The sequence below is a fragment of the Holzapfeliella floricola DSM 23037 = JCM 16512 genome (assembly GCF_001436605.1).
Taxonomy (GTDB): domain Bacteria; phylum Bacillota; class Bacilli; order Lactobacillales; family Lactobacillaceae; genus Holzapfeliella; species Holzapfeliella floricola.
In genome coordinates this window covers 1-16,527 of the sequence record NZ_AYZL01000016.1, presented here as the reverse complement: position 1 = coordinate 16,527, position 16,527 = coordinate 1, and the positions used below count along the sequence as shown (strand labels likewise).

14 protein-coding genes are annotated in these 16,527 nt (G+C 35.5%); 13 read left to right on the top strand and 1 reads right to left on the bottom strand.

Going from position 1 to position 16,527, the window contains the following annotated elements:
- Positions 1-46: 46 nt before the first annotated feature.
- The 11 genes from hprK to FC86_RS02430 all read left to right on the top strand — a co-directional run bounded on the left by hprK (position 47) and on the right by FC86_RS02430 (position 13,952).
- Positions 47-1,000, top strand: a complete 954-nt coding sequence (gene hprK, locus FC86_RS02480; protein ID WP_056974428.1) for an HPr(Ser) kinase/phosphatase — start codon at positions 47-49, stop codon at positions 998-1,000.
- Positions 1,000-1,836: a prolipoprotein diacylglyceryl transferase gene (lgt, locus tag FC86_RS02475; RefSeq protein ID WP_056974427.1), complete on the top strand. Its 837-nt coding sequence runs from the start codon at positions 1,000-1,002 to the stop codon at positions 1,834-1,836. Before hprK ends, lgt begins: the two co-directional genes overlap by 1 nt.
- Before the next feature lie 20 nt (positions 1,837-1,856).
- The gene (locus FC86_RS02470) at positions 1,857-2,867 is read left to right on the top strand and encodes an NAD(P)H-dependent glycerol-3-phosphate dehydrogenase (RefSeq protein ID WP_056974426.1); all 1,011 of its coding nucleotides are present in this window, start codon (positions 1,857-1,859) and stop codon (positions 2,865-2,867) included.
- Between the two features lie 71 nt (positions 2,868-2,938).
- Positions 2,939-3,865 (top strand): thioredoxin-disulfide reductase, encoded by a 927-nt coding sequence (trxB, locus tag FC86_RS02465; RefSeq protein ID WP_056974425.1) that lies wholly within the window; start codon positions 2,939-2,941, stop codon positions 3,863-3,865.
- A gap of 76 nt (positions 3,866-3,941) precedes the next feature.
- Entirely contained in the window at positions 3,942-5,672 is a 1,731-nt protein-coding gene (locus FC86_RS02460; protein WP_056974424.1) for a phospho-sugar mutase, read from the top strand.
- Positions 5,673-5,783: 111 nt separating this feature from the next.
- Positions 5,784-7,781, top strand: coding sequence for an excinuclease ABC subunit UvrB (gene uvrB / locus FC86_RS02455; RefSeq protein WP_056974423.1), 1,998 nt, complete (start codon positions 5,784-5,786; stop codon positions 7,779-7,781).
- A 6-nt stretch (positions 7,782-7,787) separates the two neighbouring features.
- Positions 7,788-10,616 carry an excinuclease ABC subunit UvrA gene (gene uvrA / locus FC86_RS02450; protein WP_056974422.1) on the top strand — a complete coding sequence of 943 codons (2,829 nt, stop codon included), beginning with the start codon at positions 7,788-7,790 and terminating at the stop codon, positions 10,614-10,616.
- Between the two features lie 72 nt (positions 10,617-10,688).
- On the top strand, positions 10,689-11,573 hold the full coding sequence (gene rapZ / locus FC86_RS02445; RefSeq protein WP_056974421.1) for an RNase adapter RapZ: 885 nt from the start codon (positions 10,689-10,691) through the stop codon (positions 11,571-11,573).
- Complete coding sequence (locus FC86_RS02440; protein WP_056974420.1) at positions 11,570-12,535, top strand: gluconeogenesis factor YvcK family protein; 966 nt, start codon at positions 11,570-11,572, stop codon at positions 12,533-12,535. Before rapZ ends, FC86_RS02440 begins: the two co-directional genes overlap by 4 nt.
- A gap of 15 nt (positions 12,536-12,550) precedes the next feature.
- Positions 12,551-13,489, top strand: coding sequence for a DNA-binding protein WhiA (gene whiA / locus FC86_RS02435; protein ID WP_056974682.1), 939 nt, complete (start codon positions 12,551-12,553; stop codon positions 13,487-13,489).
- A 19-nt stretch (positions 13,490-13,508) separates the two neighbouring features.
- Positions 13,509-13,952 (top strand): MarR family winged helix-turn-helix transcriptional regulator, encoded by a 444-nt coding sequence (locus FC86_RS02430; RefSeq protein ID WP_056974419.1) that lies wholly within the window; start codon positions 13,509-13,511, stop codon positions 13,950-13,952.
- Positions 13,953-14,008: 56 nt separating this feature from the next.
- Here the strand turns inward: FC86_RS02430 and clpP are convergent, their stop codons facing one another.
- A complete protein-coding gene (gene clpP / locus FC86_RS02425; RefSeq protein ID WP_056974418.1) occupies positions 14,009-14,590 on the bottom strand; it encodes an ATP-dependent Clp endopeptidase proteolytic subunit ClpP in 582 nt (193 codons plus the stop codon).
- Positions 14,591-14,803: 213 nt separating this feature from the next.
- Between clpP and FC86_RS02420 the strand changes: the two genes are divergently transcribed.
- Positions 14,804-16,264: an ABC transporter substrate-binding protein/permease gene (locus FC86_RS02420; protein WP_056974417.1), complete on the top strand. Its 1,461-nt coding sequence runs from the start codon at positions 14,804-14,806 to the stop codon at positions 16,262-16,264.
- Positions 16,264-16,527 (top strand): ATP-binding cassette domain-containing protein (locus FC86_RS02415; protein WP_156403327.1); only part of this gene is annotated, 264 nt, incomplete at its 3' end. The genes FC86_RS02420 and FC86_RS02415, both read left to right, overlap by 1 nt.

Below are 16,527 nucleotides of genomic sequence, written 5' to 3'. Positions count from 1 at the left end.
AATGATAAAATAAAGCTACAAAGTAGAAGAAAGACGAGGATTTGCCATGTTAAATTACGTCAGTATTAAAAATTTCGCAAAAGATAATGACTTGACGGTTTTGGTAGGAGAAGAGTATCTAGATAATAAGCGTATTTATGTTAGCGATATATCAAGACCAGGATTGGAATTGACAGGGTACTTTGATTATTACCCACACGAACGTATACAACTATTTGGAATGACCGAAATTTCATTTGCTAATCAGCTAACACCTGACGAACGTTTGAATGTTTTTACTAAAATGTGTACAGAAAGTACACCTGTATTCTTGATTTCAAGAGATTTAACGCCACCTAAAGAATTAATAGAGGCAGCTGAAAAAAATAAAATGCCTGTACTAATTTCAAAGTTGCCAACAACTCGCTTGTCTAGCGTAATTACTGATTATTTAGACTATAAATTGGCTGAACGCCAAAGTATTCACGGTGTTTTAGTTGATATTTATGGAACAGGCATTTTACTAACAGGTAACTCTGGGATTGGTAAGAGTGAAACTGCACTCGAACTAGTTCAAAGAGGGCATCGACTAATTGCAGATGATCGCGTAGATGTGTTTCAGCAAGATGAAAAAACGATTGTTGGTGAGGCACCCTCAATTTTAAAACACTTGCTTGAAATCAGGGGCATTGGTATTGTTGATGTGATGAATTTGTTTGGTGTTGGTGCCGTTAGACAATCCACCCCGATATCTCTTATTGTTAATCTAGAAAATTGGGACCCAAAAGCTTCTTATGATCGTTTGGGTTCAGCGGATGACTATCAAACTATTTTTGACGTGGATGTTCCGAAAATGACAATTCCTGTCAAAGTAGGACGTAATTTATCTATTATTATTGAAGTCGCTGCGATGAACTTTAGAGCTAAGAATCTTGGATTTGATGCAACCAAAGTATTTGAAAACCAGCTAACAGAACTAATTGAACAAAATAAGCAAGATAATCAAGGAGATGTGAACTAATGATCAATTTTTTACAATCATTATCTCCAGTTGCCTTCAACTTAGGCCCATTTAGTGTACGTTGGTATGGTATTATTATCATGACAGGTGTGATTGTGGCAGTATTAATGGCAACAAGTGAAGCTAAAAAACGTCAAATTATGCCTGATGATATTATTGATTTGCTTTTCTTTATTTTGCCAATAGGTTTTATTGGTGCGCGTTTATACTATGTTGCTTTTCAGTGGCCAGAGTATGCGCAGGATCCAGCTAAAATCTTTATGATTTGGCAAGGTGGAATTGCAATATATGGTGGATTAATTGCTGGATTAATCACATTAATCGTTTATACATATTATCGACATCTACCAACATGGTTATTACTAGATGTTATTACACCTGGTGTTATGTTGGCGCAAATTATGGGACGTTGGGGTAACTTTATGAATCAAGAAGCTTATGGAGCAGTGACTTCACTTGATTTCTTGAAAGGCTTACATTTGCCAGATTTTATTATCCAACAAATGTTTATTGATGGTGCATATCGTCAACCAACATTTTTATATGAGTCATTTTTCAACTTGATTGGCTTAATACTAATTTTAGTATTGAGACATAAACATGTATTTAAACAAGGTGAAGTTGCCTTATCTTATGTCTTATGGTATTCAATTGTTAGATTTTTTGTAGAAGGTATGCGAACAGATAGCTTGCTACTAGGTAGTATTCGTGTTTCTCAAGCGTTGTCAGCGATTTTATTTGTCGTAGTAGTTGGCATTATGATTTATCGTAGAAAAGTTGTAAAACCAAAAGAGTATATAGAAGGTAGCGGCTTCAAGTTTCCTTATGAACGCTAATGAAAAGGGGTATTGTTATTATGAAAAAAATTACGGTATTAGGATCAGGATCATGGGGAAGTACTTTAGCTAATATCTTAGCTGAAAATGATTATGAAGTTTGTTTGTATGGAATTGAAGAAGATGTTGCAGCTGAAATTAATAATTTGCAGACCAATAGTAAGTATTTAGCAAACTTTAAATTTAGCAAACCAATAACTGCCACTACAGATTTAGCTGAAGCTGTTAAAGATGCTTCAGGGATTTTATTTGTTATCCCAACAGCAGCAATTGTAAGCGTTTCAAAACAATTGAAACCGCTATTGTCTACTGCTAACAATCCTATTTTGATGAGTGCAACCAAAGGGATTGAACCCGGAACGAAACGTATTGTCTCTCAAATTATTGAGCAAGAGTTTGATAAATCCGTGGTTGATAATATGGTTGTTATTTCAGGACCAAGTCACGCAGAAAATGCTTCTCAAAAAGATTTAACAACTCTTTCTGTTGCTTCATACAATGAAGAAAATGCAAAAACTGTTCAACAGATGTTCACACGTGACTATGTCCGATTATATACAAATTCTGATCCAATCGGTGTCGAAGTCGGTGGTGCTATTAAAAACGTATTAGCTTTAGCTGCTGGAATGATTGCAGGCAAAGGATATGAAATTAATGCATTAGCAGCTTTGATTACGCGAGGAATTCGTGAACTAGCTTTAGTTGGTGAAGCATTGGGTGGACAAAAGGAAACGTTTTATGGTCTTTCAGGAATTGGCGACTTAATTGTGACTGCTTCAAGTTCCAACTCTAGAAATTGGCGTGCCGGTAAACAATTGGCAGAAGGCAAAAGTTTAGATGATGTTGTCAATAATATGGGAATGGTTGTAGAAGGGGTAAAAACTGCCCAAGCTGTTCATGAACTAGCTGAAGAACTAAATCTAGACTTACCAATTTCAGAAGCGGTTTATCGCGTATTATACGAACAAACTGAAGTTGAAGTTGAAATTACAAATATGATGCATCGTCCATTAAAACGAGAATTTCAATAATAGGTTTTGCAAAATAAGTTGAGATAGGATATAATCTCTATATACTTATTTATAGTAAGTGAGGAGATACTATGACAAAAAAATATGATGTTGTTGTAATTGGTGCAGGTCCAGGTGGTCTGACTGCTGCTTTATATGCTTCACGTTCTAATTTATCGGTTTTGATTTTGGACCGTGGTATCTATGGTGGTCAAATGAATAATACGGCTGACGTTGAAAATTACCCAGGTTTTGAAAACGTCAAAGGGCCTGAACTAAGTGAAAAAATGTATGCTTCTGCTATTAAATTTGGAGCAGAATATGGTTATGGAAATGTGTCAGGAATTACTGACCACGGAGACCATAAAACTATTCATACTGATGATGGTGATATTGAAGCTCTTAGTGTTGTAATTGCTACAGGGGCACAACACAAACACTTAGGTGTTCCAGGAGAAGAAGAGTATTCTGGAATGGGAGTTTCATACTGTGCTGTTTGTGATGGTGCATTCTTTAGAGACAAAGACGTAGTCGTTGTCGGTGGTGGAGATTCAGCTGTTGAAGAAGGTATTTATCTTACTCAGTTAGCTAAATCTGTCACTTTAATTCACCGTCGTTCAGAATTAAAAGCACAACAAATTTTACAAGAACGCGCCTTCAAAAATGATAAAATGAACTTCATTTGGGATGCGCAAGTCGAAACCATTGATGGTGACGGTCAAAAAATAACTAGTGTAACTTATAAAGATAAAAACACTGGTGAACAAAAGAAAGTAGAAGCTTCTGGTGTATTCATTTATGTTGGTATCTATCCAATTACAGAACCGTTCAAAGATTTGGGAATCTTGAATGAAAATGGTTGGATTCAAACTGATGAACTAATGAAAACAAAAGTTCCTGGTATTTTTGCAGTCGGAGATGTGCGTGAAAAAGCATTGCGTCAAATTACCACAGCTGTTGGTGATGGTGGTAATGGGGGTCAACAAGTCTACGATTATATTCAAGAACTCAAACATTAAGATTTTCAAAAGCCTTGTTTAAGGCTTTTTTTTGTGACAATTCCAGGTATAATAGTTTTTAAGAGGAGTTGTTTTAATGAACTGGCAAGATAATATTGCAATTTGGCAAGATAATCAGGAAAAATTACCTGATTACTTGAAAAAAGAATTAACTAATATACAAGCTGATAATAAGCAAGCGCAGGAAGCATTCAGTAATAATTTGGAATTTGGGACTGCAGGGATGCGTGCTATTATGGGGCCCGGAACAAATCGATTAAACTTATTAACAGTCGGGCAAACTACCGAAGGGTTGGCTCGTTTGATGGATCAATTGTCTGTTAATGATAAAAAGCGTGGAGTTGTAATTAGTTATGATTCTCGTTTACACTCAGCAGAATTTGCAACACACTGTGCTCAAATTCTGGGACATCATCAAATTCCTGTTTACTTATTCGATGCTTTAAGGCCCACACCGGAACTGTCTTTTGCAATTCGTCATTTGGAAGCTTATGCTGGAATTATGATTACAGCTAGTCATAATTCAAAAGAATATAATGGCTACAAAATTTATGGTGAAGATGGCGGTCAGATGCCACCCAAGAATGTTCAAATTGTTGTCGATGAACTAGAAAAAATTACGAACTTGTTTGATATCGAGACAGCCTCAATTACGGATTTAGAAGCCTCCGGACTTTTAACCTATATCGGTGAAGATGTCGATCAAGCCTATTTAGAAAAATTAAAAACAGTTTCGATTAACGAAGAGCTGAACAAGGAACAGGGAAAAGACTTGAAAATTGTTTATACCCCACTTCATGGAACGGGTAAGATGTTATATCGTCAAGTTTTTGAAATGAATCATTTTAAACAAGTGTATGTGGTAGCTAAGCAGGCAATTCTAGATCCTGGCTTTTCAACAATTAAAACACCAAATCCTGAGTTCATAGAAACATTTGATTTGGCTAAAAAACAAGCGGATGAAGTTGCGGCCGATTTAATTATTGCAACTGATCCTGATGCTGACAGGTTAGGTGTTGCAGTTAGAAATTCAGAGCACAATTTCGAAGTACTAACAGGTAACCAAATTGCGGCAATTGTAACACAATATATTTTGGAATCTCGTTATCAACTAGGTCAATTAGAACAAAATAGTGAGATTGTTAAAAGTATTGTTTCAAGTGAATTACCCGCCAAAATTGCAACTGATTATGGTGTTAAGTGCTGCAATGTTCTAACTGGCTTTAAATACATTGGTGAAGAAATTGAACGATTAAACGAATCGCACTCAGGACACTTTCTATTTGGATTTGAAGAAAGTTATGGTTATTTACTTAAAGACTTTGTGCGCGATAAGGATGCCATGCAAGCTGCTTTGATATTAGCTGAAACAGCTGCATTTTATAAAGCTAAGGACAAAACATTGTATGATGCCATGCAAGATATCTATCAAAAATATGGCTATTTTGTTGAAAAAACATACTCGTTTGAGTTTGATGGCTTAGACGGTGCTATGAAAATGAAACAGTTAATGCAAAGATTGCGAAGCCATTTATTAACAGATCTTGATGGAACAGATATTGTTAAAATCGAAGATTATCTGAGTCAAGTTATCCATTATGAAGGTAAAGAAGAAGCGTTTATACAATATCCTAAAGCCGACGTATTAAAGTATTACTTAAAAGACGGCACTTGGCTTGCTTTGAGGCCTTCAGGAACTGAGCCTAAAATAAAATTGTATATTGGTGTAGAGACAGATACTCAAAAACAAGCCGATGAAAAAATCGAAAATTATCAAAAAGTATTTTTTGAATTAATGACACAATAAGTCAGACTTTTGAAATAGTCATAATCATTGGCAAGTGCTAAACTATAATTACTGTAAGAGTTGGATAATTAATATCCAACTTTTTTATTTAGCTGAAGGGAAAGGTGCAAGATGACTCCTGAAATTAATCAAAATAAATTTAAATTAAAATCAGATTATCAACCGGCTGGTGACCAAGGCCAAGCTATAAAAAAATTGGTTAGAGGCTTTAAAGACCATAAAAAAGAACAGATTTTACAAGGGGCAACAGGAACCGGTAAGACATTTACAATGGCTAATATTATCGAACAAGTGAATAAACCAACATTGATTTTGTCACATAATAAGACATTAGCTGGCCAACTATACAGCGAATTCAAAGAATTCTTTCCAGAAAATGCAGTTGAATACTTTGTTTCTTACTATGATTATTATCAACCAGAAGCCTACGTACCTTCATCAGATACGTATATCGAAAAAGATTCTGCTATCAATGATGAAATTGATCAGCTACGACACGCAGCGACAAGCGCACTTTTGCAGCGAAATGATACAATTATTGTGGCAAGCGTTTCGAGTATCTTTGGATTAGGGGATCCAAAAGAATACGCTAAGCATATTATTTCACTTTCAACTGGATCTGAAATGGACCGAAATGAGTTACTTCGTTTATTAGTGGAGAATCAATATGATCGTAATGACATTGATTTTCAACGTGGCCGGTTCCGTGTTCGAGGGGATATTGTTGAAATTTTCCCCGCAGGATTTACTCAAAATATTTATCGTGTCGAATTTTTTGGCGATGAAATTGACCGTATTGTTGAAGTCGATGCATTAACAGGTGAAAAAATAGCTGAAAAGAAAATTGTGACACTTTTTCCAGCCACGCATTTCACAACAAATGATGAGCAGATGGAAAAAGCAATTGCTCGCATTGAAAAAGAACTCAATGAGCGATTAACGGAATTAAAAAGTGATAATAAGTTACTCGAAGCTCAGCGTCTTGAACAACGTACACATTATGACGTTGAAATGATGAAAGAAATGGGTTATACCAATGGTATCGAAAATTACTCACGTCACATGGAAGGTCGTGCAGAAGGTGAACCGCCTTATACACTAATTGATTTCTTTCCAAAAGATTTTTTAATTATGGTTGATGAATCCCATGTGACAATGCCTCAAATCAGAGGGATGCATAATGGAGATCGCGCACGTAAGCAAATGTTGATTGATTATGGATTTAGACTACCAAGTGCACTAGACAACCGCCCATTAACACTTGAAGAATTTGAAGAACACGTCAATCAAATTTTGTATGTCTCAGCAACTCCAGGTGAGTATGAGTTGAACCGAACACATGATATTGTTGAACAAGTCATCAGACCAACTGGATTATTAGATCCTGTAATCGAGGTGAGACCAATCATGGGTCAAATCGATGATTTAGTTAGTGAAATTAATCATCGTGTTGAGAAAAATGAGCGAGTTTTTATTACAACTTTAACTAAAAAAATGTCCGAAGACTTAACAGATTACCTGAAGGATTTAGGGATTCGTGTGAAATACTTACACAGCGAAATAAAGTCGCTTGAACGTACACAAATTATTCATGATTTAAGACAGGGTGAATTTGATGTTTTAATCGGTATTAATTTACTTAGAGAAGGTTTGGACGTTCCTGAAGTTTCTTTAGTGGCTATTTTAGATGCAGACAAAGAGGGATTTTTAAGGTCTGAACGACCATTGATTCAAACAATTGGACGTGCTGCACGTAATCAAAATGGCGAAGTGATTATGTATGCTGATAAGATAACCAAATCAATGAAAATTGCGATAGATGAAACACACCGTCGTCGTGAAATTCAAGAAGCTTACAACGAAAAACATCATATTACCCCTAAGACCATTATCAAACCAATTCGCGATGTTATTTCAGTTAACGAGAAATCAAGTGATAAATCTGATGACAAGAAATTAACGGATTTTGACTTTTCTGAAATGACTAAAGATCAAAAACAAGCGTTAATTGGTGATTTGACAACACAAATGGAAGGCGCTGCGCAAAAGCTTGATTTTGAAACAGCGGCTAATTTGAGGGATGCAATTTTAGAATTACAAGGAGAATGAAATTAAATGTTAAATGATAAAATCATTATTCATGGTGCACGTGAACATAATTTAAAAAATATTGATTTAACAATACCTAAAAACAAGCTGGTTGTTGTGACTGGGTTATCAGGTTCTGGTAAAAGTTCATTAGCTTTCAACACACTTTATGCTGAAGGTCAACGTCGATACGTTGAATCATTATCAAGCTATGCTAGACAGTTTTTAGGGCAAATGGATAAGCCTGATGTCGATTCAATTGATGGATTGAGTCCCGCAATTTCAATTGATCAAAAAACCACCTCAAAGAATCCTCGGTCTACGGTTGGGACTGTAACTGAGATTAATGATTATTTGAGATTGTTGTGGGCTCGTGCAGGAGAGCCAATCTGTCCAAATGATGGGACAAAAATAACAAGTCAATCAGTTGATCAAATTACAGACCAAGTTCTTGAATTACCAGAACGTACTAAGCTTCAAGTTGTTGCGCCTATTATTAAGCAAAAAAAAGGCCAGCATAAAAAAGCTTTTGAGCATATTCAAAAGCAAGGGTATGTACGCTTATTAGTCGATGGTGAGCAGTGCGACGTTGCAGAGGCTTTGGAGCTTGAATTAGATAAGAATAAAAAACATGATGTTAGCATTATTGTCGATCGTATTGTGGTCAAAGATGGTATCCGCTCACGATTATTTGACTCGATTGAAACGGCTCTTAAAATGTCTGAAGGCTATGTCAATATTGATGTTATTGGCAAAGAGATGCTGATTTTTTCAGAACACAACGCTTGTCCAATATGTGGGTTTACTGTGGGTGAACTAGAACCACGCTTATTTTCGTTTAATGCGCCTTTTGGTGCTTGTGAAGACTGTGATGGATTAGGATCAAAACTTGAAGTAGACTATGATTTGGTAGTTCCTGATGGTACGAAAACATTAGCTGAAGGTGCTATAGAGCCTTGGAATCCAATTAGCTCAAACTACTATCCTGAAATGTTACGTCAGTTTGCCGAACAATTTAGGATTTCAATGGACAAGCCTTTTAAAAAGCTCACGAAAAGACAACAAGATTTAGTCTTGAACGGTGCTGATAAGCCTTTTCATTTTCATTATGAAAGTGATTTTGGGCGTGTCAAAGATGTTGAAACAGTTTTTGAGGGTGTAATGACTAATATCAAGCGCCGTTATCATGAAACCAATAGTGAGTTTACACGCGAACAAATGAGAAAGTATATGACAGAATTAACTTGTCAAACTTGTCATGGGTCTCGATTAAATCGTCAAGCTTTGAGTGTTAAAATAGATGGTAAAAATATTGCTGAAGTCTCTGATTATTCAATCTTCAACACTTTTGACTTTTTCAATCAAGTGACATTACCTGAAAAAGAAATGACGATTGCCAAACCTATTTTGAAAGAAGTGAAAGATCGACTAGATTTCTTAATCAATGTGGGGTTAGATTATTTAACTTTATCCCGCTCAGCAGGGACACTTTCTGGTGGGGAAGCTCAGCGTATTCGTCTAGCTACTCAAATTGGTTCCAACCTGTCTGGTGTCTTGTATATTTTAGATGAACCTTCAATTGGATTACATCAAAGAGACAATGACCGGCTAATTGGATCACTTAAACAAATGAGGGATTTAGGCAACACGCTAATTGTTGTAGAACACGATGAAGATACGATGAACTCAGCAGATTACTTAATTGATATGGGCCCCGCTGCAGGTATTGATGGTGGGTACGTGATGGCTGCAGGAACGCCCAAGGAAGTTAAAAATAATCCTGAGTCTTTGACCGGACAATATTTATCTGGGAAAAAACAAATTGAAGTTCCAAAAGAACGTCGACTTGGAAACGGTGAAATAATCAGTTTAGAAGGTGCTAGTGAAAACAATTTAAAAGACGTAAACGTTGATTTTAAACTTGGAACGTTTACAGCTGTTACAGGAGTTTCAGGGTCAGGAAAGTCCACTTTAGTTAATACCGTGTTGAAGCGTGCGCTAGCTCAAAAACTGAATAATAACCGTGAAAAGCCAGGTAAATTCAAAGAAATTACAGGATATAATAATATCGAAAAATTAATTAATATTGACCAAAGCCCAATTGGACGTACGCCTAGAAGTAATCCTGCAACCTATACTAGTGTATTCGATGATATTCGTGATTTGTTTGCTAAGACAAATGAAGCTAAACTTCGAGGATATCAAAAGGGACGTTTTTCATTCAATGTAAAGGGTGGAAGATGTGAAAATTGTCGTGGTGACGGTATTATCAGAATAGAAATGAATTTCTTACCTGATGTATATGTGCCTTGTGAAGTCTGTCACGGGACACGTTATAATTCTGAAACGCTAGAAGTGAAGTACAAAGAAAAAAATATTTCTGAAGTATTAGATATGACTATTAAAGAATCTCTTGAATTTTTTGATAATATCCCAAAAATCAAGCGAAAACTGCAGACAATTGAAGATGTTGGCTTAGGTTATGTTAAATTAGGTCAATCAGCTACAACACTTTCAGGTGGAGAAGCGCAACGTATGAAATTGGCTTCGGAATTGTACAAAAAATCTAGTGGAAAAAATCTATATATTTTAGATGAACCTACCACTGGATTGCATACTGATGACATCAATCGCTTGCTTGCGGTATTACAACGTTTGGTAGATCAAGGTAATACTGTACTGGTTATTGAACATAATCTGGATGTGATTAAAAATGCAGATCAATTAGTTGACTTAGGTCCTGAAGGTGGAGAAGGTGGTGGCACAATTGTGGCGCTAGGAACACCAGAAGAAGTTGCCCAAAATGCCGAGAGTTACACAGGATTTTACTTAAAAAAATATCTCAACCAAAACTAATTTTTAATTAGTTGCTTCAAAAGAAACACCCGGCTATGTTATAATGGTTTGGTCTATTCAGGAGGGTTCGTCATGGTTAATAATAAAAAGCAACTCGTCATTATTACAGGAATGTCTGGTGCCGGCAAAACCGTTGCTATTCAAAGTTTTGAAGATATGGGGTATTTTGTCGTTGATAACTTACCTCCAAAATTACTGCGTAAATTCTGGAACTTGATGTTTGAGTCAGGTCACATTGATAAAGTCGCCGTTGTAATAGACTTGAGGTCTAGAGATTTAGATAATGAGCTATTAAATGCTGTTTCTATACTTGAAACAAAAGAAGAAGTTCAGTCAAAAATCATTTATCTCAATGCATCTAATGAAGTGTTGGTTAAACGGTACAATCAAACAAGACGTAGCCATCCTTTAGCGATGTCAGGTCGTCTTTTAGATGGTATTAACAAAGAACGTCAGTTATTGCTGCCGGTAATGCAACATGCGGATTTAATTATTGATACTTCAAGTATTAAACCCAAACAACTAAGACAGCGATTGATTGAACAAACTAAAGGCGAGGACTTATCTGATGTTTTTCATATTGAGGTTATGAGTTTTGGATTTAAATACGGCCTTCCAATTGATGCAGATTTGGTTTTTGATGTTAGATTTTTACCTAATCCCTACTATATTTCAGAAATGAAACCATTAACAGGTCTACAAAAATCGGTCTCAGAGTATGTTTTAACTCAAAAAATGACGATAGATTTCTATGATAAATTATGGGATTTACTAGTGACCATTATTCCTGGTTACATTAAAGAAGGCAAAACCAACTTAACAATTGCCATTGGTTGCACGGGTGGGCAGCATCGTTCAGTGGCACTAGTTGAAAAGCTTGGGAAAGACTTGCTACAAGCCTATCCAACAGATATCACTCATCGAGAAATCTGGCGTTACCAAGGAGAACAATCATGAGCTCAAAAAAAGTGGTGGTTATTGGTGGTGGAACTGGTTTATCTGTCATTTTAAATTCGCTGAAAGAGTCGGATGTTGAATTAACAGCTGTTGTAACTGTTTCAGATGATGGTGGATCTTCTGGAATTATTAGAGATTATATTAACGTTGTTCCGCCAGGTGATATTCGAAATGTAATGGTTGCGCTTTCTACATTGCCTCAAGACCAGTTGGATTTATTTCAATACCGGTTTAAAAGTCAAGACGATTTTTTCGCAGGTCATGCCTTGGGGAATTTGATTATAGCTGCGCTGTCTGAAATGACCAACGATATGTTTGAATCAATTCAGTATTTATCTAAATTAATGAAAATTGAGGGTAATGTTTATCCTGTTTCAAATAGTCCATTAGTTTTGAACGCCGAGTTTATGGATGGTGAAATCGAACGCGGAGAGAGTCACATTGTAACTTTTGACAAGCAAATAAAGTCAGTCTGGGTAACAGACCCCAACCAAGAAGATGAAAAGCCAGCAGCGGTTAATCCTGTTATTAAAGCTATTGAAGAAGCGGATATGGTTATATTAGGACCAGGTAGTTTGTTTACCAGTATTTTACCCAACGTAGTTATTTCCAATGTTCGTCTAGCTTTAGAGAAAACAAAAGCAAAAGTTATTTATATTTGTAACATCATGACCCAAGAAGGAGAGACGGAGTGCTTGACGGATTATAATCATCTTGAAATTATTAATAAGCACTTAAAAAAACGTACTGTCGATACCATATTGGTAAATAACCGTCAAATCCCTCAAAAAATAGTTCATCAAAATTCCCCAAAGGGTTATTTGAAACCCGTTGAACATGATGAAAAGTCACTGATAGATAATGGTATTGAAGTTATCTCTGCAGATTTTTTAGATATTAAAAACAAAAATATTTATCATGATGGTAAAAAAGTTAGGCAAGCAATTTTGAATTTATTATAAAAGGAGAAGTGTATGATAGCGTCTTATGCGAGCCAGGTGAAAAAAGAGCTTGCGTCATTAGAGGTTAATTATGAGCATGCCAAGTCTGAATTAGCAGCATTTATCAGAATGAGTGGTTCTATTTCACTTGGCCATAAAAGACTGCAACTTAATGTTATAACTGAGCATCCAGCAACAGCTCGACGCTTATTTTCCTTAATGAAAAAAGTATATAATATTGAATCTGAAATTATTGTTTCCAGAAAAATGAAACTTAAAAAAAATAATCAATACGTTGTGCGAATCAAAGAACGAGTTTCAGAAATTTTGGATGATTTAAAAATCATGAAGCCCAACTCGTTTGATATTAGTACGACAATTTCCCAACGTGTTATTGACAGTCAGCAGGATAGCATTTGTTATTTGCGAGGAGCATTTTTAACAGGTGGTAGTATTAACAATCCTGAAACTAGTCGTTATCACTTAGAAATTTATTCTAATCATGAAGATCATAATGAAGCAATTGCTGCAATCATGAATCGTTTTGATTTGAACGCTAAAACAACTCAACGACGTAGTGGCTATATCACTTACTTAAAAGGTGCTGAACAGATTGCTGAATTTTTGAATATTACAGGAGCCACAAGCGCCATGTTAGCTTTTGAGGATTTAAGAATTATGCGTGATATGAGAAATTCAGTGAATCGATTGGTTAATTGTGATACCGCTAATTTAAAGAAAACTGCTAATGCTGCTGCCAGACAAGTAGAAAATATTAGTTTAATTGAACAAACTTATGGATTAGATGTATTGCCAGAAAAGTTGCAAATTTTAGCATCATTTAGAATGAAAAATCAAGAAATGTCACTGAAAGAATTGGCTGCTAAAATACCGGATGGTCCAATTTCAAAATCAGGGATTAACCATAGATTTAAAAAGCTTAATGATGTTGCAGATAAAATTAGGACAGAATAAATAAATTGGAGAATCAATTATGGATAATGAAATTATTCTAGGAGAGCAACTGTGCTTTTCGATTTATCAAGCGGATAAATTTTTTAAAAGATTTTACTCAAAAGCGTTAGAGCCATTTAATTTAACTTATGCGCAGTACATCGTGATGTTAACTTTATACGAACATAAATCGATGTCAGTTAAAGAACTAGGTGAGAATGTAGGACTTGATAGCGGAACATTGACACCTTTACTCAGAAGACTCGAGAAACTTGGCTGGGTACAGCGCAGACATTCGGCTGAAGATGAGCGCCGATTAGTAATTAATCCTACGACTTCTGCTGCTCAAAAACGTCAGGAACTATACGATCATTTAAATTTTTGTTTAAGTAAATTAGATTTGACACCAAAGCAGTACGAATCATTAAGAGAAACGATGACGCAATTGGGTTCAAAACTCGACCAAATCAGCTTAGAAATATAAAAAAACACTCTTCACTATCACATGTGAAGAGTGTTTTTTTATATTTGAGATTTAGATTAACGCTTATTAGTCATAATTTCGTCAATTAAACCATATTCTTTTGCTTCTGGTGCACTTAGATAGTGGTCACGTTCAGTATCTTTTTGAATAGTTTCAATATCTTGGCCAGTTGCATCAGCTAAAATTTTGTTCATTTTTTTACGTGTTTTTAGGATTTCTTCAGCGGCAATTTCAATTTCAGTTGCTTGTCCTTGAGCACCACCAAGAGGTTGGTGAATTAAAACTGTTGAATTAGGTAAAGCAAAACGTTTACCTTTTGTTCCACCTGCAAGTAGGACACTGGCCATTGATGCAGCCATACCTGTTGCAATTGTTTGAACGTCAGCTTTAATGAAGTTCATTGTATCTAAGATAGCTAATCCAGAAGTGATAACTCCACCGGGTGAGTTGATGTAGATAGAGATATCTTTTTCAGAATCTTGGGCATCCAAGAAAAGTAATTGTGAAATAATTGAGTTAGCCATTTGATCGTTAACTTCTCCAGATAGCATGATGATACGATCTTTAAGTAAACGAGAGTAGATATCGTAAGAACGTTCACCGCGAGAAGTTTGTTCGATAACTGTTGGTATAAGCATATGTTAAGTGCCTCCTTTAAATAATTAGCACTCTTTTAAGTACTGTGCTAATTTAATCATAAAATAACCCCAAGGTCAATATGAAATCATCAAATTTACTGAGCTAAAACCAGTCTCATTCTAAATTAAACTGGCGTTTTTATACTAAAATATGATATCTTAAATTTATATTAATTATTATAATAAAACATTATTTGTGTGAGAGGGTTTACAATGAAAAGCAAAATTATGCTAGTTGTGATGAGCCTGGCTCTCTTAGTGAGTGGTATTTTTATGACCAGTCATCAAGAGATCGCTAAGGCTGAAGAAAAAAAAGTTTACCAAATTGGAACAGATGTTACGTATCCACCTTTTGAATTTGCAAATTCAAGCAATACAGAATATATAGGAATTGATATTGATATTATCAAGGCAGTTGCTAAAGCTGAGAACTTTGAAGTTAGAATTTTGCCTTTAGGGTTTAGTGCAGCAGTGCAAGCACTTGATACAGGTCAAGTCGATGGTGTGATTGCCGGAACGACAATTACTCCTGATCGTGAAAAGAAAATGGATTTTGGAACGCCATATTTCAATACAGGGGCAGTTTTTGTAACGGCACAAAATAATGATTCAATCAAATCCATGGAAGATGCCAGAGGAAAAAGAGTCGCTGTTAAAACAGGGACAGCTGCTGCAAATTATGGTATTGAACAAGCTAAAAAATATGATTTTACAGTTGTAACATTTGACGACACTAATTCAATGTACCAAGACGTTTTAACTGGAAATTCGGCTGGATTATTTGAGGATATGCCAGTTATTACTTACGCTATTAATCAAGGAACACCTTTAAAAGTGTCTTCTGAAGCAAATACCACGGGTCAATACGGCTTTTCAGTCAAAAAGGGTCAAAATAAAGAACTGTTAGATGCTTTTAACAAAGGCCTTGAGAAGATTAAACAAAGTGGCGAATATGATCAAATTGTTTCACGCTACTTAGGAAAAGATGCATTAGAATTACAAAAACAGCAAAAAGAAAGTGAAAGTACTTTTGGTGGATTATTAAAAGTTAATGGCACAGCTTTGTTAGATGGATTAAAAGAAACCTTAACCTTAACAATTATGGCTATTTTCTTTGCAACTATTTTCGGGATTGTTTTTGGTTTAATGGGTGTCGTTCCAAGTAAAATCTTGAATGGCATTTCAACTACTGTAATTTACATTTTCCGTGGATTACCATTGCTAGTATTAGCATTGTTTATTTATACAGGTATTCCAAGTTTAACGGGTGTTAAAATCCCAGCTGTTGTGGCCGGAATTATTACCTTAATGTTCAATGAGGGGGCTTATACCGCAGCCTTTATTGCAGGTGGGATTAAGTCTGTTGATAATGGACAAATGGAAGCTGCACGTTCACTTGGGTTACCATTTAGTAAAGCCATGAGACGAGTTGTTCTACCACAAGGGATTAAATTAATTATTCCATCATTTATTAACCAATTTATTATCACATTGAAAGATACTTCAATCTTATCAATTATTGGACTAGTTGAACTGACTCAAACAGGTAAGATTATTATTGCTAGAAACCTTGAAGGATTCAAAGTTTGGGCAATTATTGCACTAATTTACTTAGTGATTATTACGTTATTAACATGGGCTTCTCAATATGTAGAAAGAAGGTTGAGTAAATAATGACTAAACAAACGGAAAATATTATTAAAGTTCGTGACTTGCAAAAAAGTTACGGTGATAATCATGTCATTAAAGGCGTTGATTTAGATGTTAAACGTAATCAAGTTGTTGTTATCATTGGGCCTTCTGGATCAGGGAAGAGTACCTTTTTAAGAATGCTAAACCATTTAGAAGAACCGACAGATGGCAATATCAATATTGATGGAAATGACTTGAATAGTAAAGAAACTGATATTAATAAAGTCCGTGAAAAAATCGGCATG